This window comes from Hephaestia sp. MAHUQ-44, assembly GCF_023806085.1.
GTDB lineage: Bacteria > Pseudomonadota > Alphaproteobacteria > Sphingomonadales > Sphingomonadaceae > Sphingomonas.
On record NZ_JAMSLX010000023.1, the window covers coordinates 1 to 22,982 of the forward strand.

A 22,982-nucleotide genomic window follows, 5' to 3' on the forward strand; every position below is an offset into this window, starting at 1 on the left:
GTCGGGCCAGTTGGGCAGGCCTTCGTACATCAGCGTCGTCGCGCCGTTGGCGAGCGGGCCGTAGACGATATAGCTGTGCCCGGTGACCCAGCCGATATCGGCGCCGCACCAATAGACCTGCCCCGGCTGGTAATCGAACACCACTTCATGCGTGAGCGCGCACCACAGCAGGTAACCGCCGGTGGTGTGGAGCACGCCCTTGGGCTTGCCGGTCGAGCCCGAGGTGTAGAGGATGAACAGCGGGTCTTCGGCGTTCATCGGCTCGGGCGGGCAATCGGCCGACACGCTGGCGGCGGCGTCATGGTACCAGATGTCGCGCCCCGGCTGCATCGCGATCTCGCCGCCGGTCGCCTTGACGACGATCATCTTCCGGAGCGCGGGGGCATGATCGGCGGCGGCATCGCCATTGGCCTTCAAGGCGACGCGCTTGCCGCCGCGGCGGCCCTCGTCGGCGGTAATCAGCACGCTCGAATCGCAATCGGTGATGCGCCCGGCCAGCGCTTCGGGTGAGAAGCCGCCGAACACCACCGAATGGATTGCCCCGATCCGCGCGCAGGCGAGCAAGGCGAAGGTCGCCTCGGGGATCATCGGCAGATAAACGGTAACGCGATCGCCTTTCTTGACACCCTCGGCCTTGAGCACGTTGGCGAAGCGGCACACCTCGGCATGAAGCTGGGCGTAGGTGAAGCGGCGCGGCGCGTCGGCGGGGTCGTCGGGCTCCCAGATCAGCGCGATCGTGTCGCCATTCTTCTCCAGATGCCGGTCGAGGCAGTTGGCGGCGACGTTGAGCACGCCGTCGCGAAACCACGAAATCCGGAAATCCTGCTCGTCGAACGACCAGTCGCCCGCAATCTCGGGGCGCTTGATCCAGTCCAGCCGCTTCGCCTGCTCAAGCCAGAAGCTCCCCGGATCGGCCAGACTGCGCCCGTACATCTGTTCATAGCGCTCCGCATCAACGCGCGCGCCCTTCGCCCAATCAGCAGGAATCGGGAAAAAATCGGCCATCTCACTCTCTTTCGTCACGCCAATCGCGGCGGCGAGAGGGCGGTCACGCCCCCTCGCCCGTTACAGATGCGGTGTCAGATTGCATTGCCGCCTTGGAAACGCCGGACACCGCAAAGGATATCATCGATCGCTCAGCGACAGAGGCGGCTGCTTTGCGGAGGGAAACGCAATCTGCAATTTCCCGGCAATGGTCGGCGCGATCTGTCGCATGTCGATCGTGCCGAGGTTTTTGCCGGCAACAATCCCCGGCCCCCGGATGAAGAACGAGGAATGCATGTCCGGGCGGATCGTCTGCGTCGAGAAGGCGCCATGGGCCCCACCGACGAAGGGCTCCACGCGCGGCCCCCTCAGCGAATTGCCCATCCTGTAGCCCTCCTTGAACGCCACGACCATGTCGGCCTCTGGCGCCAGGCCCCTGCCCGCCAACTCGTCACGGCGATAGACCCGCTCGATCCCGTTTTCCGGATTGCCGGCAAGGTTGTACAAGAAGGTCTCGAACTGGCTCCGGGTTTGCTGATCCTTCGGATCGTGCAGCACCACCATGCCCATCCCGCCGACATACCAGACAAAGGCTTTCCACGCGGCCACCGACTGCTCGGGCGACGCGCCGGGATTGTCGTTCAAGGTAATGAACCCTGCCTCGACAAGCGCTGTATTGGTATTAACCTGATGGGAAACCGTGAAAAATCCGTGATCCGACGCGATCATGACCACCGAGTTAGGAAACGTTTTCCACTGGGCATCGATGAGGCGTCCGACGGCGGCATCGATCCGTTCGAGGGCGATATTGGCCTCGGGGCTGAACGGGCCGGTCTTATGCGCCTCGTGATCGTGGGAAACGAAATGGACGGTCAGGAATTCGGGCCGTTCGTTTTCGAGCAACGCGATCGCATCATTCGCGATCTGATCATCATCCTCGTCAGATCCGTTCCGTAGATTGAAATCGATATCGCCGGCCCCCAGCGTGACCGGCCAGAAAATGGCACCGGTGACCATCCCGGCGGACTTTGCCGCGCCCCACAGCGTCGGGGCCTTGATTTGAGAATATAGGCTATATCCACTCGGCAGCTTCTCGGTCGGGGCAAAAGGCCGGTTATTATAAATGCCATGCTCGCGTGGGGTCACGCCGGTGACCAGCGTCGTATGGTTGGGACTGGTCACCGTCGGATTGACGTTGATCACACGCTCGGCATAACTGCCCTTCGTTACGAAGCTGCGCAGCACGGGCAGCTTCAAGCCGTGTTTATCGGCCTCGAAAACCGCCTCGGGTTTCATCCCGTCGATCGAGATCAGCAAAACGGGCTGCCGGTGCTCGGCCTGTGCCGCAGCTTCGGTGGCGCTGGCCGCGTTGGCGCCAGCCGGCAATCCGAGCAGCCCCCCGGCGAGCGCCAAAACGGTTGCAAGTGGGATCGTACGCCAGGATTTCATGATGGGTCTCCACAGCTGTCTTCGTAAGATCAATTGGTTGGCGGGCGCGTGAGGTCAGCGAGAACCATGTCTCGCTGACCTGCCTTACGCCGCTTCAGAACCGCCGTTCGAACCTCAGCTTGAACTGGCGGCCGCGCGGATTGACCGTGCCGCTGTAATAGCCAGAATCCTCGTCCGCGACGGGCGGCCAGGTATCGAAGAGATTGTTGACGCCGAGCGTGACCGAATATTGCGGACGCGAGGCACTGCCATTGTCGCCGAAGTCGTAGCTGAGCCGCACATTGTGCAGGATGGCCGGCTTCACGCGCAGATAATAGCGCATGATGCCATTGTCGTTGAACGTCTTGATGCTCTTCGGCTTACCGAGCGCCTCGTAAATCGCCTCGGTGGTTGCAGCGGAGGTATCGGCGAACGATCCATAATAGGTCGAGAACCAGCTCGCCGACCAGGGCCCGCTCTTCCAGTTGAGCGTGGCGTTGCCGACCCATTTGGCGCGACCGTTCTTGCCGAGCTGGTCGATCACCACGCCATCATCCTCAAGCTCTTCATCGCGCTTCAAATTGCGCGTCGCTTCCGCCCTCAGCGTGAAACGACCGAGCCCGAAATCGGGCGCACGATATTGGAAGCCAATGTCGAGGCCAGCCAGACGCCGCGTGCCGAGGTTGATATAGTCATTAACGAGGCTTGTTATTTCGCCAACGAGCGCGCGCTTGGTGGCGTTGGTTGGCTGGGCCGCGTTATAGGCGTCGAAGGCCACACGATCTTCGTCGGTCGGCGCGCGGCGCGTGACGCGCGAATTGCCGGCATAATTGGATGAACCGGAGCCAAGATCGATCTGATCGATCGTCTTGCCGGACGCCAGCCCGGCCTGTGTCGCAAGATCGAGCGCGAGTTCGTCGAGCGCAAGAACCTTGCTGTTGCCAAGCGCGGTAATCGCGTTGGTCTGCTCCATCCGCCAATAATCGGCAGTAAGCGAGAGCCCGCGAATGCCCGGAACATCGAGCACGAACCCCGCACCCCAGTTCTCGGCCGTTTCCGGATCGAGCCGGTCATTGCCCTGGCGGAACGTGCGCCGCGGGGCGCTGCCGTCCGCGGCGGTATTGGTGACCGTATACCGATAGGGGTCGGTGGCGTAGTTCACCCGCAGGAGCGGCGAGGTCGCCGTCTGGGCGAGATTGGGCGCGCGGAACGACTGGTTGTAGGAGCCGCGCAATTTCAACCACGGCGCCGGCCCCCAAAGAACGCTAAATTTGGGCGTGGTGCTCTGCCCGTGGATAGAAAATCGTTCGTGCCGCAGCGACGCGCTGAGTTCGAAATATTCGACGAGGAAGAAGCGGTTGGAATCGGTCACCAGCGGCAGGGCGATTTCACCATAAGCGGCCTGCACATTCTGCTTGGCGTGGAGATCCGTATTCGGACTCATCGCGATGAAATCGTTGTCGTTCTCGCGGAGATAGGGGAAGTAATTGCCCGATCCCGGCGGATTGACCCCCGCGAACGGCGCCTTCCAGGCATCGTAGCGTTCCCAGCGTGCTTCGCCACCCGCGGCTACCTGGATACGGCCCCCACCGCCCGGAAGCTGCCAAAGCTCGCCGGAGATTTTGGCATCCCACGTCACGAGTTGCGTTTTGCCGTAGCGATTGTCCGTGTCGTACATCGGCTCGGTCACCGAATCCGGGTTCATATAGGGTTTGTCCACGACGACCCGATCGTTCTCGACCTTGAACGTCACGGGGAACGGATTGAACGCTGTGGCATCGGTGCGATCTAGCGCCATGCGCAACAGCGATTCGCGGTAGATATTCTGCTCGGTTTCGTGGCTATAGGCCCCGGAAACAAGCAGCGCGCTTTCCCATGACCAATTGTCGCCGAACTCCCCACGCACACCACCAAGCGCACGGTAAAAGCTCGAGTTCACCTGGATATACCGATCCTTGGTGCCGGGCGGAATCAAGCCTGAAATGATGGTGACATCAGCGGGGGTGCCGCGAATGCGCGGCGTCCCATCGGCGTTCGGAAGGCCATCGATGTCGTAAAAATGCGCGCCGAACGGATTGTATGGGTTGGAGGCCGGGATATAGAGACCGGGCTCGTTAACATTCTGAATATTAGCGGATTCACGCTGGCTCTTCGCACGTGAGCCCGAATAAAGCACATCGCCGAACAGCGTGATGCGGTCGGTGAGCTCGTGCTCGACGAACAATCCAGCGTTTACACGTTTCAACCCCGGCAACAGCGCGCGATGCGGTAGGCGGTTATCATAATATTCGCCCTCCGGATTGCCGAGGTTCCGCGATGGCGTGGTCTGCTTGAAATTCACTGCCCCGGTCGCATCGGGATAGAGGAAGAAGGTGCCGTTGCTGGCCATCGTCGCCACGCCGCCAGCCGGGGTGACGTCGGTCGAAATGCCGCCATTGCCATCGGGCCGCGAGCCGTCGAACGTGAGATAATCGGACTGAATGAAGCCGCGGCGATATTGGCCGTAATGGTTGATTGTGCTGCTGTTATCCATATCGTTATCCAGCGCGAACGGGGTTCCCGTTGCCGGATTGTTGATCGGCAGACCGTTCCACGGCGCGGGAAGTTTGCGCGTGCGGCGCAGGTCGGAATGGCTCCCCCACGGCCGCTCGGAAAACAGCAACTGGTTACGGCTGAAGTAATCGAGCGAAACGCCGACCGATGTCTTGCCGAATTTGAACGTGTCGGCGGCGGTGATCCGGTATTCTTCCGCCCCGCCGTGTTCGGTAAGGGCGGTATCGAAGGCGAGGCGACCGCCGCCCCTGGTCGGCGAGATGATGTTGTTGATCACACCCGCAGCTGCGTCGGCACCATAGATCGCCGAGGCACCGTCGCGCAGCACTTCGACGCGCGAGAGCAAGGCGGTGGGAATGACGTTGGCGTTGGCCGAAAGCGCGGGCACGCCCTGATCGGTGCCAGAAAGCGGATGCGGTGCGATGCGGCGGCTGTTGATGAGCATCAAGGTGCTGCCCGAGCCGATGCCGCGTAAATCGATCGAGGTGACGTCGCCGCGGGCACCCTGCGATGCAATGGTCCCCTCGCTGATGGCTGGCGGGCCGGCGAATGGCAAGGTGGCGAACAGATCGGCCCCCGTCGATCCGCCGCGCACGTCGATATCCGCCTGGTCGATGACCGTGACGGGCAATGCGCCTTCCACCTCGGTGCGGCGCAGGTTGGAACCGGTGACGATGATTTCCTGCCCCACGCCCGCCTCGTCCTCCTCGGCCGGCGGTGCGGTATCAACGGTTTGAAACATCGCATGCGCTGGCAACGCAACAACGAGCGCGGCCACGATCGAGGTACCGCATAGAATCAAATGACGAGCCATCATTTTTCCTCTCCTGATCAATAGTCGTGGTTGTGCTGGTAACCGGCCGCCTGTTGGCTTGACCGCATCGCTACCGGCGGGGTGTTTTCACGTGACGAAACAGTCCATCGGCCGATCACCGACGAATAAATAAAGCTACTGTTGCACTTGATGCACTTGCTGCGGCGACGATCAGGAACACCAATGACGTATCATTATGGGTATCCATAAAGCTGCCGATTAGCGGTTCTCCAAGTCCCGCAAAAAGATATGCGAAGAAATTCATGATACCGACTGCAGTGCCGGCTCTTTTATTGCCGACCAGATCGGGACAAAGCGCCCAGAACGATGATTGTGGTCCGTAGACGAAGAAACCGCAGAGAAAGAGGACACCAAGGCCGAGGTAAATCTCTCCGGCCGGAATGGTGTACATGTACAACGACGTGATCGTCGCCAGCACCATGTAGAGCACGATGGCGAGATAGCGTTTCGATCCGAAGATGTTGTCCGATACCCAGCCGTTGGTGGCGGCACCGATCGCCATGCCCACCGGCAAGGCAACGCTGACCCATTTGGGATCGATGATCGCGGCCGATCCCGATGCGCTGGCCCAATCACCGCCCAGAAAATGCACCGGCACCCAGACGAGCAGACCGTACCGGGCGGAGTTCTGGAAACCGATCGCCACGCCGCCAAGGAGCAGCCGCCAGTTTGAAAGAACCGCCTTGTAGCGTTGCCAGGACGTCTCATCGGCCGCGCCGGCGGCGGCGCCATCATCCTCGTCCTCAGCGTCGTGTGGCGACACGAAACCAAGGTCTTCCGGGCGCTCGCGAGCGATCAGATAGAAGGCAATGCCCCCGACCAGCATCAGCAGCACCGGCAGACGGAAAATCCATCGCCAATTGAGCTCAAGCGTGTGCACGACGATGATCGAGGTGACGAAAGACAGGACGGACGCCATGCCGGCGGCGAAGACGTAGAAACCAAAAATCTTGCCGCGGTCGTTCTTGCCGAACCAGTTCGACAACAATCGGCTGCCTGGCGCCCAGCCCAGCGCCTGAAAATAGCCGTTCAACCCCCACAGAGCTCCGAGCGATACAACGCCGGTCGAAAAGCTGACGGCCCAGTTCGCACCGCAGGAAAGGATAGCACCGGCGCTCATCACGCGACGGCCACCGAATTTGTCGCCTATATTGCCGTTGATCGCCTGGCCGATGGCGTAGCACCACAATAAGGCGGCGCTGACCCAGCCCATAGTTTCTTTAGAAACGCCAAATTCTTCCTGGATACCAGGAATCGCAAAGCCGAACGTCTGCCGACCTGTATAAAAAAACAGGTAACAGAACATGGCGGCAAGCAGCATCCGCCATTGTGTTCGACGGAAGGATTTTTGTGTTTTATCAGCATCACTTTTTACAGCGACACTCTGCTGCGCATAATTCATCTGCGCCCCTCCCCTTGGAGTATTGTAAGATTGTTATTTGTATAGTTTTCTTACAATTTTATGATTTCACCTAACCATCCCAAGGCAATGACCATGTTCTGACATTCGTGAATCCCTTCATGGCCTCTACGACGCCTTCCTTATCGCCAAGGCCTGAGTCCTTGATTCCACCGAAAGGAGACATTTCGATCCGGTAACCCGGCACTTCCCAGATATTCACCGTGCCGACCTCGAGTTCGGCGACGAAGCGCGCGATATGATCGAGGCGATTGGTGCAGACGCCCGAGGAAAGGCCGAAGGCGGTCGAATTCGAAATCCGGATCACCGCTTCGATATCGTTCGGGCAGCGCACGATGGGGATGACCGGGCCGAACGTCTCTTCGCGGACGAGCTCGCAATCATAGGCCACGTGATCGACAACGGTCGGGGCGAACAAGGCGCCGCGCCGTTCGGGGCCGTGCAGGACGGTCGCGCCCTTGGAGGCCGCGTCTTTCACGCGGTTTTCAAACAGGATCGCCGACCGCTCGTTGATGACCGTGCCGACATCGGTCGCCGGGTCCATCGGGTCACCGCTCTTGAGGCGCTTCGCCTTCTCCACCACCAATTCGGAAAATGCATCCGCGACGCTCTCGACAACGAGAATACGCTTTACGGCGGTGCACCGCTGGCCCGAGTTCTTGGTCGCCCCCGCAACCGCAAGCTCGGCCGCCTTGTCGAGATCGGCGTCGTCCATGACGATAAGCGGATCGTTACCGCCCAGTTCGAGCACGATGCGCTTATATCCAGCCGTATTGGCGATGTATTTCCCGACCCGAACCGAGCCGGTGAAGGTCACGAGATCGGCGTCGGAATCGGTGATCATCGCGTCGCCCATCGTCGACGGGTTACCGGTGACGACCGATAGCATTTCTGGCGGCAGCCCCGCTTCGTACAGCACATCCGCCAGCGCGAGTGCCGTAAGGGGAGTCAATTCGGTGGGCTTGAGCACCACGCGATTGTTGGTCGCAATCGCCGGCGCAAGCTTGTGGCTCACCATGTTGAGCGGGTGATTGAACGGCGTAATCGCCGAAATCACCCCGAGCAACGGCACGCGTGTCGTGAAGATCTTGCGCTTCTTGCCCATCGGCGAAATGTCGCAATCGTAGATCTCGCCATCGTCGCGGATCGTGAGCTGCGCCGCGAACGACCAGACGTCGTACGCCCGGCTTGCCTCGTAAAGGCCGTCCTTCCAGCACAGCCCGCTCTCCGCGACGATGAGGCGCGCGAACTCTTCCTGACGATCGCGCAGCAATTCGGCGGTGCGTTGCAGGATCTGCTGGCGCTCGTAGCGGCTCAACGCGGGCTTGAAGGCCTTGGCAGCCTCGAATGCCGCGCGCACATGCTCGGGGCGTGCCGCCGGAACGGTGCCCACCACCCTGTTGTCATAGGGGTTGAGCACCTCGACGACATCGTCGGTCTGCACGAGTTTGCCGGCGATACGCATGGCCTCGCGGCGAACGGGGGGGGTGATGTTGATATTCATCGTCACCGCACCAGGTTCAGCGCGACATCGAAAATGTCGAAGTTTCGCAAGACCCGGTCGGGCGAGACCTTGATCGCGCGGTTCGCGATCATCGGCACGGTCTGTTCGGTCAGGCCGCCATGGCTGCGCAGCGGCTCGGTGAGGCCCGACAGGTCATGCTTGGCCGCGGCCGTGCCGAGCACCTTGTGGCGATCGGAGAGGATCACGACATCGCCGATGCGATCGGCGGGCAGTTCGAAGCGCTCGCACGCCTTGGCGGCGGTGATGGCCACGGTCACGCCCTCGATCGCCTTCGCCGCGTCGATCACCGCCGACACCTTGTCGGCCTCGACATAGACGGTGGCGAACGATCCCAGCGCGCCGTGATGCGCGACATACGGATCGGTGATCGGCAAGATCACGCGCGTGGTTCCCGCGCCAAGCGCGTCATCCAACAGTTCCTGGAGGTAGATGACGTCGGGCTGGCCGTCCGAACGATGCTTGTCGTTCATGCCATGATCGGCGGTGATCACCACCGTACAACCCGCGGCATCGAGCGCACCGACATAGCCGTCGAACATCTGGTAGAAGTCGTTCGCGGCCTTGGTCCCCGGCGCCGCCTTATGCTGCACATAGTCGGTGGTCGACAGGTACATGATGTCGGGCCGGAAGGTCGCCATGAGCTTGACGCCGGCGGCGAAGGCGAATTCCGAGAGATCGGCGGAATAGACTTCCGGTAGCGGGCGCCCGACGAAGTCGAGCACATTCTCGATCCCGTTTTCGGCCTTGTTCGCTTTATCAGCCTTCTCCGACGAGAACGCGATCGCGGTGCCGCTCTTGAAATCGAGCCCCTTGCCCAACAGCGTGCGCAATTTGTCCTTGGCGGTCACCATCGCGACCTTCATCCCGGCCTTCTGGAACTCGGCCAGGATGGTGGGGACGCGGAGGAATTTGGCATCGTTCATCATGACTTCGACGCCCGCCTCGCGGTCGTAGAAGAAATTGCCCGAAATGCCGTGCACGGCAGGCGGGTGGCCGGTGATGATCGACAGGTTGTTCGGGTTGGTGAAACTCGGGATGACCGACAGCGCGGTCGTGTTGGTCCCGGTCTTCATGAGGCGGTCCAGATTGGGCGCGACGCCGGCCTCGATCGCCCGCTCGATATAGCCGGGCTCCGAACCGTCGAGGCAGATCACGACGACGGGCTTTTCAGGGCGCCTGTAGGAGCGGCCATTGACGACGACGTCGGCATCGGAAGTGATAGGCATGGTCATGGATGTTCTCCTCAAGCGGTGGCGGCCAGAACGGCGTCGCGGGTGCCGATGAAATTGAGTCCGCGCTCGCCGGCGAGCGCGTCATCGATCGCGGCAAGCCAGTTTTCCTGGGTGACGCCGTAATCGGTCGGGCGGGTCGAGATGCCGAGGCCGGCGAGAAAGGCCTCGAGCCGATCGGCACCGGCAGCAAGGTCCGCGCCGAAAATGCGCGCCAAGGCCTCGTCGCACGCCGCATTCTGGCCGATGACCCCGCGCATCACCGCAGGCAGGCTGAACGAACAGGCGACGCCGTGGACGGTGCCGTGATGCAGCGTCAGATAATAAGAGAGCGAGTGCGCGAGCGCGGTTTTGGTGTTCGAAAAGGCGAACCCCGCCAACAGGCTCGCGCGCGCCATCCGCCCACGCAGGCCCACGTCATCGAGCCGGTCCACCAATTGGGGCAGCGTCTCGATGACCTCGGCCGCGGCGAAAACGGCGTGATTGGCCGAAACAGGATTGGCATTGACGTTCCAGATGCTTTCAAGCGCATGCGACAGGGCATCTAGACCAGTCGAAAGCGTCAGATCGCGCGGCACTCCCAGCGATGCTTTGGGGTCGACGATCGCGTGTTCGGGATAAAGATCCGGGCGGTTTAGCGAATATTTCTTCTTGGCGTCGGTGTCCCAAACCGTGGCCCAGGAGGTCACCTCGCTCCCTGTGCCCGAGGTCGTCGGCACCGCGATGATCGGCGTGGCGGGGCGCACTTCCTGCCCGGCATGGCGCTCCAGAATGGCTTGGACGCGGTCGAAATCGCCGTCCGATACGGCCAGCACCTTGGCGCTGTCGATCACCGATCCACCACCGAATGCAACGATGACTTCGGGCGTATGGGTCGCGGCGCCGAAGGTGCGGCAGGCGCCGCGCAATCCGTTGAAGCTGGGGTTCGCCTCGACATCGCGCACCACGACGGCGGGTGTGCCGATGTCGCGGGCAATCGCCTGCGTCATGTCGTCGAAATACGGATGGTCGTTATAGGTGACGAGACAATAGCGGCGACCCGCGACCTTGTCCCGGATCGCGGACACGGCGTCCTCGCCAAATGTCACCTCAACCGGATTTGCGTATTTCCACGATGCGGCCATCGCCGTGTTCCCTCCTGTGCCTTTTTTCTTGCCGGCATTGGAGGGCGCGGCGCTACCGAAGTCCAATTGATAGTTTTCTCATGATCTATATAAAAAACCTATGAGATACACCCAGCTTCGCTCCTTCCACGCCGTTGCCGAGACCGAGAGCGTCACCGCCGCCGCGCGCAATCTCAACGTCAGCCAACCGACGCTGACCACCCAGATCCGGCAGCTGGAGGAAGAATATTCGATCGAACTGTTTGTCCGAACGGGCAGGCGCATGCACCTCACCGATGCCGGCCGGCAGCTCCAGCAAATTACGCGGCGCATCATGGCCAATGAAGCCGACGCCCGAGACTTTCTGGCGGAAAGCCAGGAATTGCGCACCGGCCATCTCCGCGTCGGGGCGGTCGGCCCCTTCCATGCCACCGAAATGCTGGTCGCCTTTCATGCCCGCTACCCGCAAATCGCGCTCTCGGTCTCGATCGGCAACTCCAACATCGTCCTCAAGAACCTGCTCGAATTCGAATCCGATGTCGCCGTTCTGGCCTATGTCGAAGACGATGAACGGCTTTGGTTCTCGCAATATAGCAAGGACGCGATCGTGGCGTTCGGGCGACGGGATCATCCGCTCTTTGCACCGCACCGTGACGGGATACGCATCGCCGAACTTCATGGCGAACCCATGGTGGCACGCGAACACGGTTCGAACACCCGCCGCGCCAGCGACGAGGCGATGGCCATCGCGCACGTCCGGCCGAAGATCGTGATGGAGATCGGCAGCCGTGAAGCGGTGCGCGAAGCGGTCGCGAGCGGCGCCGGTTTTGGCTTCGTCTCAAGCGCCGAATATATCGGCGACGACCGCATCAGGCGCTTGCCCATCCTCGATGCGGAGATTTTCAACTACGCACACATCGTGTGCCGCCGGGATCGGTTGCAATCCCGGTTGATCTCGGCGTTCCTTGAGGTGACGCGCTTGCTCAGCAACTCGTGACGTTAGGGTCAGGATCCATTGATTGCACGGATCGTGATGTTGCCATGCGGGTTCGTGGCGAGGAGAGGCGTCGAAGGTGGGGTTTTTACCCGTCGAGGCGCGTCGACGCTGCCACGGGCCTGCATGGCAACACCCGAAGGGCGGGGCGGGAAAACGCCGCGACGGCGTTGCTTGATTGGGCCATAGCGCCGCTATGGCCCGCACGCGCGCGCCGTCTCGCCTACCCTCGCGCCATCTTTCCCGCCTCCGTCACGACCGCGCAATTAATGGATCCTGACCCTAATGTATTATTCTAGGCTGAAAATCTTCCTCGCCGAGCAGCACGACGTCGGGTCGAGCGGCACCGCCAGAATTTCGTCTTGCCAATCCTATCCTCTTCGAGGCGTGTCGCCATACGGAGCGAATCGCAATCGTTGTGGCTCGGGAGATTCTGAAGCGGCGCCATCGACGTGGTGCCGATCAGTCCATCAGCTCCGTCAGGGGCCGGTAGTGCCCGTCCAGTCCAAAACCAGCGGGGCCGACGACCGGAAGCGCGTCGGGCGTGGTAAGTTGTGGAGGCGCAACACAGACGATCACCGAGACGCGCTGCCCGTAGGACAGTCGTTCGGTCGGAATGGCATGCGCCGACTCGGTGTCTACGATGGTGATCAGGTCGGGCACGATGCAGCGCAGGCGACCGGCGACAGATACGCTGAGATTCTCGTTCTGGAAGGCAACCGAAGCGACCGCCGGGGATTCAAGCGCCTTGATCTCACAATTGCCGAACACCCAGCCGTCGCGCGTGACCCGCTCCACGGCCACGATTTTGCCTTCGAAGGCGCAGCGGGCCTCACCGTAGAGTGATTGCTCGCGTAATGCCGCGATGAGGCGCTCGACGGGCGCGCCGCCGGCGTGCCGCTTGCCGGCGATGGCCTGGCCGATTGCGATTGCGGCCGACAGCGTTCCCGGCACCGAGGCTGCGCGGGCCTGCGCACCGGTCATCGGGTAGCAGGACATGCACCCCGCAGCCCCCATCGCCGCGACGACGGGGCGCGCGAGTTCCTCTGCCTTCTTGCCGTTTTCGGTCTCGAACAGAACGACATTGCCATGCTCGTCCGCCAGCGTCATCGGGGCGCAGGCAACGCCACCTATGTTGAAGCTCGTCATCTGAAGCTGCGGGAATGCGCGGCCCATGCCGTCGGCATCGACGATCGGCAACCCGCGCATGGCGGCATAGGCGATCGGCATCATCGAATTGCAGCCGCCGATCTCGAGCGACGTGATCGCGGTCGCCGTCCGACCGAGGAACCGTTCGAGCGCGCGCACGGCGCGATCCTGATCCTCGATCGAGAACAGTTTCTCGATCATCACCGTCGGCGCGCCCATCGCCGCTGCACCGAACACGGCGTCGTCGTCGGCCAGCCGGGTGATATCGAGAAGCCGCACCGGCCCGAACCGGCCGATCGCTTCGCGGCACAACAGCGATCCGAGATACGGATCGCCGCCGCCTCCCGTCCCGAGAAAGGCCGACCCGACGGCCAGGTCCTCGATCTCGTCGAGACCGATTTCACCGATCATGCGCGTGCCTCCATCGCCGCCAGGTCGCTCACGGCGCGGCAGATCACCCGCGTTGCTCCCCCTGACACGTATTGCAAAGGGATCGCTTCCAGGTCGACGATCTCCAGGCCGTCTTCCGTGCCGCCTGCATCGAGCACGCGCTGCGTTGCCAGTTGGCGCGCTTCGATAAAGGCGGCTTCCCTGTCGGCCGGCGAGGCGATCGTGTAGATACGGTCGATCTCGCCGCTCACCTGCCCGATCGCGGCCCCGATCGCGTTGGCCACACCCGCATGGTCCGGGCGATGCAGATCCGAAACCCCCGGCGGCGTTTCCCCGACCAATATGCTGCCGCCGCCAACCAGGATCGCCGGGGTGGCGCCCGGGGTCGTCTTTATGCGGTCGATCGCTTCGGCGACGATACGCGCCATCTCGCGACGGGCGGCGTTCAGCGTCCGCCCGTCGAGGTTGGCGACCAGCTCCGCGTCTCCGAAATCGGCCCATCCCGATGCGATCGCGATATCGCTCGCGGTCAGCGTCGCGCCGCCGAAAACCCGTGCCTTTTCGCGCAGGGCATAGCCGACCGATTGCGGGCCGACCCGCACGCTATCGCCGTCGACCACCACGAGGCTGCCGCCGCCCAGGCCGACCGAGAGGATGTCGGGCATGCGGAAATTGGTCCGCACGCCGCCGACATCGACATGGACGGACGATTGCCGGGGGAATCCCTTGCGCAGCACGCCGATATCGGTCGTCGTGCCGCCGATATCGATCACGACGGCCTCGGATTGACCGGTCAGCCAGGCCGCACCGCGCAGGCTGTTGGTAGGGCCCGCCGCAAAGGTCAGGACGGGGTGCCGGCGCAACTGCGCGGCGCTCATCAAGGTTCCATCGTTCTGGCTGACATACCAGGGGCAGATCAGTTGGAGATGGTTCAGCGCATCGCCGAACGCTACGGCCACTTTCGACGCGAGCGGCCTCAGGCACGCATTCATGATCGCGGCATTCTCGCGCTCGAGCAGCCCGGCGCGCCCGAGTTCCGAGGAAAGCGATATGCCGAGCCCGGGCGCGACCTCAGCGATGATCTCGGCGGCGCGCACTTCCTGTTCGGCGTTCAGGTGGCTGAAGATGCACGACACCGCGACCTGTGTAATCCCCGCGTCCGCGGCCCGGCGGGCGACATCCGCGACGGCCTCCGCATCGAAGTCCGCGATTTGCTGCCCGTCGAAATTGAAGCCCCCGCGTATCAGGGCACTGTCGCCGAAGACGGCATCGCGCACGTCCCGCGGCCAGCCGGAGAAGGGCGGGATTCCACGGGAAGCCGGCGCCCCGATCCTGATCGCCAGAACCTTCGTCAAGTCGCGGCGCTGGACGAACGCGTTGGTGAAATGGGTGGTGCCGATCATCACGGCCTCGATGTCGCTGGCGTCGACATCGGCGTCGCGGATGAGCGATTGGACGGCGTCGACGATGCCGCCGCCGACGTCGGCGCTCGTCGGGCGCTTTACGGCGGCAACGATGTCGTGTCCCGAAATAAGGGCCGCGTCCGTGTTCGTTCCGCCCACATCTACGCCGATTCGCATCTTCGCTATGCACCCCCTTGATGGCCCATCGAGGTGCGCTTTTGAGCGGGGACGATCAACGACGTTGCTTGGGAGGCGGATCGATCTACCTAGGAGGTTACGAATGCCATCATTCGTACCAAACTACTAAATCAGGTAGTCAGATTACGCCGATTTCCTTGGCGCGATGAATGGCGGACAAGCGGTCGTGGACATTGAGCTTCCGGTAGATGCTCTTGAGGTGGAATCGCACACCATGCTCGCTAATATCGAGGAGTCTGCCGAGAACCTTGTCGCTGCCGCCTTCGTCAAGAGCCCGGAGGACGTCGAGTTCGCGTGCCGATAGTGACAGTTCCCCATGATTCCCGGTTATGCGGCGTGGCGCGCGCAAGGCCCCGACAAAACGCTTCAGGCCCGAACGTCTCCCTTCCGCGGCCTCCGCCAGCCTGGTCATCGCCGCCGCGAGTTCCTGGTTCAGCGTGTGGAGGAAGACCTGGCGCGCACCCAGCCGCGCGCCAAGAAGCAAGGCGTGCCGAAGCTCTGCGTCCGCCCGTTCGTCGCTCTTCTTGAGAAGCAGCGTGACGAGCGCGAGCCGATACCGCAAGCTCGAGCGCGCTAGTTTGCGTTCGTCACTGCTCTTTATGCCGTCGCGCAGGAGGCGCTCTGCTTCGTCGACCCTGCCTTTCCACATTGCCATATAGGCGCTGGCGAGCCCGAACATCTCCTGTTCCTGCCAGGCCGGAACGGCATCCAGGGCCGCCAGGCCTTGCAGGGTGTCGCCTGGCATAGTCCCGTCGCGAACCCATTGCTCGCCGGCAAGCACGATCGCGAGATTTTGCAGCATGGCGGCCACCCGCGGCAATCCCTGGGCGATCAGCTTCCGCCTTTGATCGGCCAGCGCTTCGTGTGCTGGCCCCGTTCCGTGATCGGTGACGATGATGCGCGCCATCGGTTCATAGGCCGCAACATAGATATCGAACCAGGCTTCGGAATCGGGCATGCGATAGGCAGATTTCCGCACCGATGAACGCGCGCTGGTCAGTTGCCCGAGTTCGTATTCGAGCGACGCCATCAGCGCCGACATGACCGTTTCGGCGCCCCGATCGTCGGCGAATTCCTGCCGCCAGCGCTTGCGCGCTTCACCCAGGGCCGCACGCGCCTCTTTGAGTGCGCCTTGCGCGAGGTGAATGTTGGCCTCGTGAAGCGACAGGAAGAGCAGGTTGTAGCGCGAATCGGCACTCCGGGCATGCACACGTGCCTCGATCAGGTTCGCCAGCGCGGCATCGAACTGCGCGCGCTGGGCGTTGAGCATGCATGACAAGGTAGAGAGAAGCGATTTCCAGCCCGGCTCGCTGGCGGTTCGGGCGACGATCGAACGGAAACGCTCCAGATCGTCGCCACGCTGTGGTCCGCAGCCGTAGACCAGCAAGGTTATCCGGGTGATTTCCCGATCCCGTTCGAGAATAGGCGTAAGATCGGCTTCATCGATATGGATGGCGGCAAAATGGCGCTGCGCCTCGGCAATCCGCCCCGTCTTCATGAGGACGATGCATCGCATCATCTGGAGCACCGATGAGCGTTCGACATGGGGCTCTCCGGCCTGTTCGACCACTTCCCGGATCGCCGCGAAGCCGTGCGTCATCCAGATGAGGAGCGAGCCGCGCTCGATGACGACGCGCTCGATTTCCTCCTCCATCCCCGCCCCGCGAAACAGGCGGGCCGCAACGACGAGATCGTCCCTCGCCGCAAATTCCCGGGCAGCACGCGCAAGCGTCTCGATCTGGCGCTCCTTGGGGAGTGTCTCGAAACGCGTCGCCAGCCAGTGGCGCAAGGCGGGGTGCAGGACCAACTGATTGCCGTTACGCTCAATGAGTCCCGCAATTTTGACACTCGCCCCGACCACCGCCTGAAGCGCATGCGATCGTGCTATTCCGCGTTTCTCGGGGCTGACCTCGATCGTTTCCGTGATGCTTGCGTGGACGAGCGCGTCCAGTTCTTCAGCCGAAAGCAGCGGCACGATTTCCTGCTCGATATAATCGTCCAGCCCACATGCCGCGAGGATCGCCGCGACGTCCCAATCGGCTTCTTCCGCGGCGGCCTGCTGCGCCCATCTGCAAAGCAAGGCGCATGCCGCTGGCCAATTCTTCGCGAGTGCGCCGACGAGCTTTCGAAAGCGCGGCGGAACACGATCGACATGCGCGCGGCCCTCTGCGTCGGTAAGCCGCAAGCTCTGCCAGTCGATCACGTCGGCGGTGCCGTCGACCATGAACCGCGCGAGCGCCAACTCCTTGAGGTGACGCAGTGCGATCCAGACGCGCGGGCTGTCCGGCGCGGGGAAGCGGAGCATCATCGCCTCAGCGAGGGCGTCCGCATCGGCACCGTATAAACCGTCGACGATGACGATGTCATGCGTTCGAGCCTGCAGCACCGCCTCGGCTGCTGCACGAGGATCGGCGCGATGACGAGCGGCATCGAACCGCACAATCCGGACCTGTGCGTCACGGCCGGCAAGCGCCTTGGCAACATGAAACAGCTCGGACTTGCCGAAGCCCGGTGGCGCACAAACGACGGCAATCGCGCGCATGCTTGCCACGCGCTCCGCCAGGATCGCCATTCTGGAATTCGTGTCTGAACCGGGAGCGACTGCCACTGGCCTTATCCTCATGGAACGGGGTGGGTGCGCCTTTTCGCCGTATCCCTATAGCATTGGATCGCCGAAATGCGAAGATGTGACTACCAAAGTTAGTAGTCATCGATCTTGAGTAACATTACTCACCTACTAGGCAGGCAGCCGACTCTCCCAATCATGAGGCTTGTCCTGCGGCTACCGCGGCGCACACTTTTCCAGAACGAACAAAAGCGGTGGAGGGGGCGATGACGGCAATCCATCTTATTACGCCGGTGACGACGACGGCGCTGCGCAACCTCGACGAGATTGCGCATCTGTCGAGCCAGTCCTTGTCCTTCACCCATTCGTTTCTGGATCGTGGGCCGCCCTCGATCGAATGCGAGTTCGACGAGGCATTGGCCGTGCCCGATACGATTCGGAGGGCCATCGAGGCCGAGCGAGGCGGCGCCGATGCGATCATCATCGATTGCATGGGCGATCCCGGCCTCAAGCCGGCACGAGAGGTTGTCCGCATTCCCGTGCTCGGACCGGCCGAGACTTCGATGCATCTGGCCGCCATGCTCGGCCAGAAATTCAGCATCGTGACGGTGCTGAACTCGGTCAAGCCGATGCTTGCCAATCTCGCGCGCCTCTACGGCGTTCATGAGAAATTGGCATCGATTCCGGTGGTCGACATCCCCGTGCTCGAACTCGGGGAGCGTTTCGAGGAGGTGAAGCGCAGCCTGGCGCAGGCCGCCCAGCAGGCGGTCGAACGCGACGGCGCCGACGTCATCGTGCTTGGGTGCACAGGGTTCCTCGGGTGCGCGGCGGCGATGGAAGAACATCTTCTCGCCGCAGGACATGACGTGCCGGTGATCGATCCGATCCCGGCGACTGTGTGCGTGGCGGAAGCGATTACCAAGTGCGGGTTGCGGCACAGCAAGCGTACGTACGCCGCGCCGCGGGCGAAGGACGTCGTCGGTTTCGACATTCCGTCTATCGGGTGATCAGAAGGCCAAAAACAATTGGGGGGATACCATGATGACGTCAACGAACCGCATTCTCCTGCTTGCGACTGTCGCCGCTTGTTTGCCGGCCGCAGCGCATGCGCAGTCGGCGCCCGCGGCGAGCGCCGAGCCCGCGCAGTCGGTGGCCGATACGGTCCCGGCTAATCAAATCGAAGACATCGTCGTCACAGCCCAGCGGCGCGAGCAGCGCGGCAACGATGTGGGCATCGCGATGAATGTGCTGAGCGGTGCGGACCTCGCCCGTGCGGGCGTCAAGCAGGTCGTTGACCTCGCCAGCCAGACCCCGAACGTCCAGATTAAGAACGTGCTCGGGAACAGCGTTCCGAACGTGACCATCCGCGGCATCGGCCTCAACGACTATGCGTCGAACAACAACCCGGCGGCGGGCATTTATGTCGATAACGTCTATCTCGTTTCGCCGGCGATGCTGTCGTTCGGCCTTTTCGATATCGACCGGGTCGAGGTACTCAAGGGGCCGCAGGGCGATCTCTACGGCCGAAATACGACGGCGGGTGCGATCAACATCATCAGCAACCGACCTTCGGCGGTAACCGACGTGAGGATGCAGGCGGGCTATGGAAGCTATCGGAACTGGCACTTCAACGGCGCGGTCGGCGGCGCGCTGACGTCGACCCTGAACGGGCGCTTCGCCGTCACGACCGAACACCAGGATTCCGGCTGGCAGCGGAACTATGTGACGGGCAAGCGCGTCGGCAAGGTCGATCGCACCGCGGCGCGCCTCCAACTCGCCTGGGCGCCGGTGGAGAGCCTGAGCGTCCGTCTCAGCGCGCATGCCGGTTACGATCGTTCGGACGAATCGCTGTACAAGGTCGACAACGTTACCACGACCGAAGAGGATCAGTACGTTAACCGGCCTCGGGTAGCGGGCGCCAGCAACGATCCGCACCTGGACAACAAGGCTTTCGGCGCCTCGCTGACGGTCGATTATGCGCTTGGCGACGCGCTGACCCTGACCTCGATATCGGCCTATGAGAAATTCGAGCGTTTCGACGAGTCCGATCAGGACGGCACCAGCCTGCACCAGCTCGACAGCATATTCCGCAACACGATCGAGCAGCAATCGCAGGAACTGCGGCTCGCCTATTCGCGGGATACGCTCAACCTCATCGGCGGCGTTTATTATTCGCACGACACGGTCAGCGATCGCGACTCCTATGGTATCATCGACCTGCTACCAAGCTTCGGGGATACGCTCGGGAACACCTATCATCAAAAGACGAACGCTTATGCCGGATTCCTTCACGGAGAATGGACGTTCGTGCCCAAGCTTACGCTCGTCGCGGGCCTGCGCTTCACCCACGAGCGCAAGCTTTTTGACAATGTGACGACGTTCTTCGGATCGAACGGCGTCTACACGACGGCCTTCCCGGCCGTGAGCAGTCGCTACTCCACGTCGCGACTGTCCGGAAAGGTCGGGCTCAATTACAAACTGGCGGATGACACGCTCATCTACGCCAATGTGAGCCGCGGCGTGAAGTCCGGCGGATTTCAGGGGCAGCTCACCTTCGATCCGACGGTGATCCAACCGTTCCGGGACGAGACGGTCACTGCCTATGAGGTCGGTATCAAGAGCCGGGTGCTTCCCAATCTTCAGATCAATACGGCGGCATTTGATTACGAATACGAGCACGCCCAGTTCTATGGGCCGCTCTTCGATTCCCCCGTCGGCGTGCTCTTCGGCATCACCAACGTCGGCGACGCGCGGGTGAGGGGGTTTGAGGGCGACGCGCTTTGGCGCCCGACGACGGGGCTCGACCTCCATTTCGGCGTCGGCGTCATCGACACGAAGATCACCAGGTCAATCGTCGCCGGCGTGGCCGAGGGCAGCCGGCTACCGAACGCGCCGAAGCTGACGCTGAACGGTTCGATCAAATACGGCTGGACGATGTCCGGCGACCTCGCGGCCGACATCACCCTGTCAGGCAATTATCAGAGCCGTCTCGCCTTCGACATTGTGCGCAATCCGTCCGAGGCGCTCGAAGGCGGCTACTTCCTCGCAAACGGTGAGGCGGGCGCCGATATCGGTGACCATTTCAGGCTCTCGGTCTATGCTAGGAACCTGTTCGACAAGCGCTACCGGACGCAAGCACTCTTCACCAGCGTAGGGTGGAGTTACCAATATGGCGCACCGCGCACGGTTGGCGTCAATCTTTCCTATAAATTGTAATCGGCATCCCGAAGGAGATAGAGCGCGTATCTGGTTAGAATATTCGATAGTAAGCGCGGCAAAGTGGCCTGCTGCCGGTTTGGTGGACACCGAGATAAGGTGTTTTCACCTATCGGAGAGCAGGAATGCAGAGAAGGAAGTTCAGCCGCGAGTTCAAGCTTGAGGCGGTAAGGTTGGTGCGTGAGCGGGGTGTTGCTGTCGCGCAGGCTGCCCGCGATCTGGATGTGCACGAAAATGTGCTGCGTAAATGGGTTCGGGAGTTATCCGCCGATCCGGTGCAGGCCCTTCCCGGCAATGGTCAGAGGAAGCCGGAGCAGTTGGAGATAGAGCGGCTGCGCCGCGAAGTGGCCAAGCTGAAGGCGGAAAGAGACATACTAAAAAAGCCGCCGCCTACTTCGCGAGGTGATGGTCCCTCGATTCAGTGGACACCTTTGCTAAGCCCGTAAGGGCATGGAGGTGTGCAATGCCGAAGACGAGGAGGGAGTTTTCTCCCGAGTTCAAGAGAGAGAGACAGTTGCCCTGCTGGAGAGCAGCGGCCGGCCGCTGATGCAGGTGGCGACCGAGGTGGGTATCTCGCCATCGATGTTGCGGAACTGGCGAGCGGCGGTTCGCGGTGGGAGCGCGCGGGCGCGTGCGGCGTCGTCACCGGGGTTGTCGCCGTTGCCGTCGCCAGCGGACCAAGCGTCGGAGATCACGCGGTTGAAGCGCGAGTTGGATCGCACGCGCATGGAGCGCGACGTGCTAAAAAAAGCGATCGGCATCTTCGCGGAGGTGCCGAGATGAACTTCAACTTCATCCGCGATCATGCCGACCGTTGGCCGATCCGGCTGATGTGCCGGGTCCTTGAGGTATCGGCCAGCGGCTATTATGCTTGGCGCCATCGTCCGGAAAGTGCTCGGGCACGCGCCAACCGCTCGCTGCTCGCCGATCTGCGTCGTCTCCATGGCGAGCATCATGGGCGTTACGGTAGCCCGAGGATGCATGCCGCGCTTCGCGCGGAAGGCAGGACGGCAAGTCGTGGTCGTGTCGAGCGTCTGATGCGGCGTCACGGCATCCGCGCACTGGCAGGGCGCAGGTTCAAGCCGTGCACCACCGACAGCCGCCACCGTCTGCCGATCGCGCCCAACCTGCTGAAGCAGGAGTTCGTCGCCGAGGCGCCCAATCGCGTCTGGCTCGCCGATATTACCTACATCGCGACCGGCGAAGGGTGGCTGTATCTCGCCGCCGTACTCGATCTGGCGACCCGCAAGATCATCGGCTGGTCGATGCGCGACCATATGCGCACCGAGCTGCCGCTGGCCGCCTTGATGATGGCCGCGCAACGGCAACGACCGGCCGAAGGCCTCATCTGCCATTCCGACCGCGGCAGCCAATACGCCTCGGAGGCATACGATAAGCAACTTATTGCGATGAAAGCCAAACCATCGATGAGCCGGACCGCTTGCTGCTACGACAATGCGCCCATGGAAAGCTTCTTCCACACGCTCAAGGTCGAACTCGTCCACCAACGGCGATGGGCGACCCGCGAGGATGCCAGACGAGATCTGTTCGCGTATATCGAGGGCTACTATAACCGGCGGCGGATCCACTCCGCTCTTGGATACAGGACCCCAGAACAGGCCGAACGACAAATGGCCTAAACCCGTGTCCACAAATCCGGGGGACCATCAACGATGTCGCCGGGCCGCAACTCGGGCACGAGAACCTGGGCCACATAGGCTTCGAACCAATCGCCGTTGATCGGCCCATCCAGCACCAGCGGCGCGACCATGCCGGTCCTACGCAGGCCGGCGACCAGCGTAATGGTCTTGCGGTGACCATGGGGGTAGCCCATCCGCAGGCGCTCACCCTTGGCACAACGACCGTGGCTACGGGTCATGTTGGTTGCGGTCCAGGTTTCGTCGATGAAGACGAGGCGTTCCGGCTCCAGATCGATCTGACCATCGAACCAATCGCGGCGCTGACTCAGGACGTCGGGTCGGTCTTGCT

General features: G+C 62.2%; 13 protein-coding genes and 3 pseudogenes. 5 read left to right on the forward strand and 11 right to left on the reverse strand.

Annotated elements, in window-relative coordinates; genetic code table 11:
- The 7 genes from NFE57_RS15985 to psrA all read right to left on the reverse strand — a co-directional run.
- Positions 1-1,005 (reverse strand): AMP-binding protein (locus NFE57_RS15985; RefSeq protein WP_252136590.1); only part of this gene is annotated, 1,005 nt, incomplete at its 3' end.
- Positions 1,006-1,125: 120 nt separating this feature from the next.
- Complete coding sequence (locus tag NFE57_RS15990; protein WP_252136591.1) at positions 1,126-2,433, reverse strand: alkaline phosphatase family protein; 1,308 nt, start codon at positions 2,431-2,433, stop codon at positions 1,126-1,128.
- 94 nt (positions 2,434-2,527) lie between these two features.
- Positions 2,528-5,707 (reverse strand): TonB-dependent receptor domain-containing protein, encoded by a 3,180-nt coding sequence (locus NFE57_RS15995; RefSeq protein ID WP_252136592.1) that lies wholly within the window; start codon positions 5,705-5,707, stop codon positions 2,528-2,530.
- A gap of 187 nt (positions 5,708-5,894) precedes the next feature.
- Positions 5,895-7,202, reverse strand: a complete 1,308-nt coding sequence (locus NFE57_RS16000; protein WP_252136593.1) for an MFS transporter — start codon at positions 7,200-7,202, stop codon at positions 5,895-5,897.
- A 70-nt stretch (positions 7,203-7,272) separates the two neighbouring features.
- Positions 7,273-8,724 (reverse strand): phosphonoacetaldehyde dehydrogenase, encoded by a 1,452-nt coding sequence (gene phnY, locus NFE57_RS16005; RefSeq protein WP_252136594.1) that lies wholly within the window; start codon positions 8,722-8,724, stop codon positions 7,273-7,275.
- 2 nt (positions 8,725-8,726) lie between these two features.
- Complete coding sequence (phnA, locus tag NFE57_RS16010; protein ID WP_252136595.1) at positions 8,727-9,977, reverse strand: phosphonoacetate hydrolase; 1,251 nt, start codon at positions 9,975-9,977, stop codon at positions 8,727-8,729.
- A gap of 11 nt (positions 9,978-9,988) precedes the next feature.
- A complete protein-coding gene (gene psrA, locus NFE57_RS16015) occupies positions 9,989-11,098 on the reverse strand; it encodes an iron-containing alcohol dehydrogenase PsrA (RefSeq protein ID WP_286207877.1) in 1,110 nt (369 codons plus the stop codon).
- 100 nt (positions 11,099-11,198) lie between these two features.
- On the opposite strand from psrA, the gene NFE57_RS16020 reads away from it, so the two are divergent.
- Entirely contained in the window at positions 11,199-12,074 is an 876-nt protein-coding gene (locus NFE57_RS16020) for a LysR substrate-binding domain-containing protein (RefSeq protein ID WP_286207878.1), read from the forward strand.
- A gap of 459 nt (positions 12,075-12,533) precedes the next feature.
- On the opposite strand, the gene NFE57_RS16025 is transcribed toward NFE57_RS16020, so the two are convergent.
- The 3 genes from NFE57_RS16025 to NFE57_RS16035 all read right to left on the reverse strand — a co-directional run bounded on the left by NFE57_RS16025 (position 12,534) and on the right by NFE57_RS16035 (position 17,783).
- Positions 12,534-13,631, reverse strand: a complete 1,098-nt coding sequence (locus NFE57_RS16025; protein ID WP_252136598.1) for an S-methyl thiohydantoin desulfurase family protein — start codon at positions 13,629-13,631, stop codon at positions 12,534-12,536.
- On the reverse strand, positions 13,628-15,190 hold the full coding sequence (locus NFE57_RS16030) for a hydantoinase/oxoprolinase family protein (RefSeq protein ID WP_252136599.1): 1,563 nt from the start codon (positions 15,188-15,190) through the stop codon (positions 13,628-13,630). The genes NFE57_RS16025 and NFE57_RS16030 overlap by 4 nt, the downstream gene beginning before the upstream one ends.
- 139 nt (positions 15,191-15,329) lie before the next feature.
- Entirely contained in the window at positions 15,330-17,783 is a 2,454-nt protein-coding gene (locus NFE57_RS16035) for a helix-turn-helix transcriptional regulator (protein WP_252136600.1), read from the reverse strand.
- Positions 17,784-18,043: 260 nt separating this feature from the next.
- Here NFE57_RS16035 and NFE57_RS16040 point away from each other — a divergent pair, with 260 nt between their 5' ends.
- The 4 genes and pseudogenes from NFE57_RS16040 to NFE57_RS16055 all read left to right on the forward strand — a co-directional run bounded on the left by NFE57_RS16040 (position 18,044) and on the right by NFE57_RS16055 (position 22,633).
- Complete coding sequence (locus tag NFE57_RS16040) at positions 18,044-18,784, forward strand: aspartate/glutamate racemase family protein (protein ID WP_252136601.1); 741 nt, start codon at positions 18,044-18,046, stop codon at positions 18,782-18,784.
- Between the two features lie 31 nt (positions 18,785-18,815).
- Positions 18,816-20,993 (forward strand): TonB-dependent receptor, encoded by a 2,178-nt coding sequence (locus NFE57_RS16045; RefSeq protein ID WP_252136602.1) that lies wholly within the window; start codon positions 18,816-18,818, stop codon positions 20,991-20,993.
- 125 nt (positions 20,994-21,118) lie between these two features.
- Positions 21,119-21,376 (forward strand): annotated as a pseudogene (locus NFE57_RS16050) (transposase); the annotation flags it as partial.
- 80 nt (positions 21,377-21,456) lie between these two features.
- Positions 21,457-22,633: pseudogene (locus NFE57_RS16055) on the forward strand (IS3 family transposase).
- 29 nt (positions 22,634-22,662) lie between these two features.
- Here the strand turns inward: NFE57_RS16055 and NFE57_RS16060 are convergent.
- A pseudogene (locus tag NFE57_RS16060) lies at positions 22,663-22,982 on the reverse strand (transposase); the annotation flags it as partial.

Bases quoted from the DNA above. Each gene is read 5' to 3' on its own strand.
- phnY (WP_252136594.1), bottom strand. From the start codon at position 8,724: ATGAATATCAACATCACCCCCCCCGTTCGCCGCGAGGCCATGCGTATC.
- NFE57_RS16000 (WP_252136593.1), bottom strand. From the start codon at position 7,202: ATGAATTATGCGCAGCAGAGTGTCGCTGTAAAAAGTGATGCTGATAAA.
- NFE57_RS16035 (WP_252136600.1), bottom strand. From the start codon at position 17,783: ATGGCGATCCTGGCGGAGCGCGTGGCAAGCATGCGCGCGATTGCCGTC.
- NFE57_RS16020 (WP_286207878.1), top strand. From the start codon at position 11,199: ATGAGATACACCCAGCTTCGCTCCTTCCACGCCGTTGCCGAGACCGAG.
- NFE57_RS16040 (WP_252136601.1), top strand. From the start codon at position 18,044: ATGACGGCAATCCATCTTATTACGCCGGTGACGACGACGGCGCTGCGC.
- NFE57_RS16025 (WP_252136598.1), bottom strand. From the start codon at position 13,631: ATGATCGGTGAAATCGGTCTCGACGAGATCGAGGACCTGGCCGTCGGG.
- psrA (WP_286207877.1), bottom strand. From the start codon at position 11,098: ATGGCCGCATCGTGGAAATACGCAAATCCGGTTGAGGTGACATTTGGC.
- NFE57_RS15995 (WP_252136592.1), bottom strand. From the start codon at position 5,707: ATGTTTCAAACCGTTGATACCGCACCGCCGGCCGAGGAGGACGAGGCG.
- NFE57_RS15990 (WP_252136591.1), bottom strand. From the start codon at position 2,433: ATGAAATCCTGGCGTACGATCCCACTTGCAACCGTTTTGGCGCTCGCC.
- phnA (WP_252136595.1), bottom strand. From the start codon at position 9,977: ATGACCATGCCTATCACTTCCGATGCCGACGTCGTCGTCAATGGCCGC.
- NFE57_RS16045 (WP_252136602.1), top strand. From the start codon at position 18,816: ATGATGACGTCAACGAACCGCATTCTCCTGCTTGCGACTGTCGCCGCT.
- NFE57_RS16030 (WP_252136599.1), bottom strand. From the start codon at position 15,190: ATGCGAATCGGCGTAGATGTGGGCGGAACGAACACGGACGCGGCCCTT.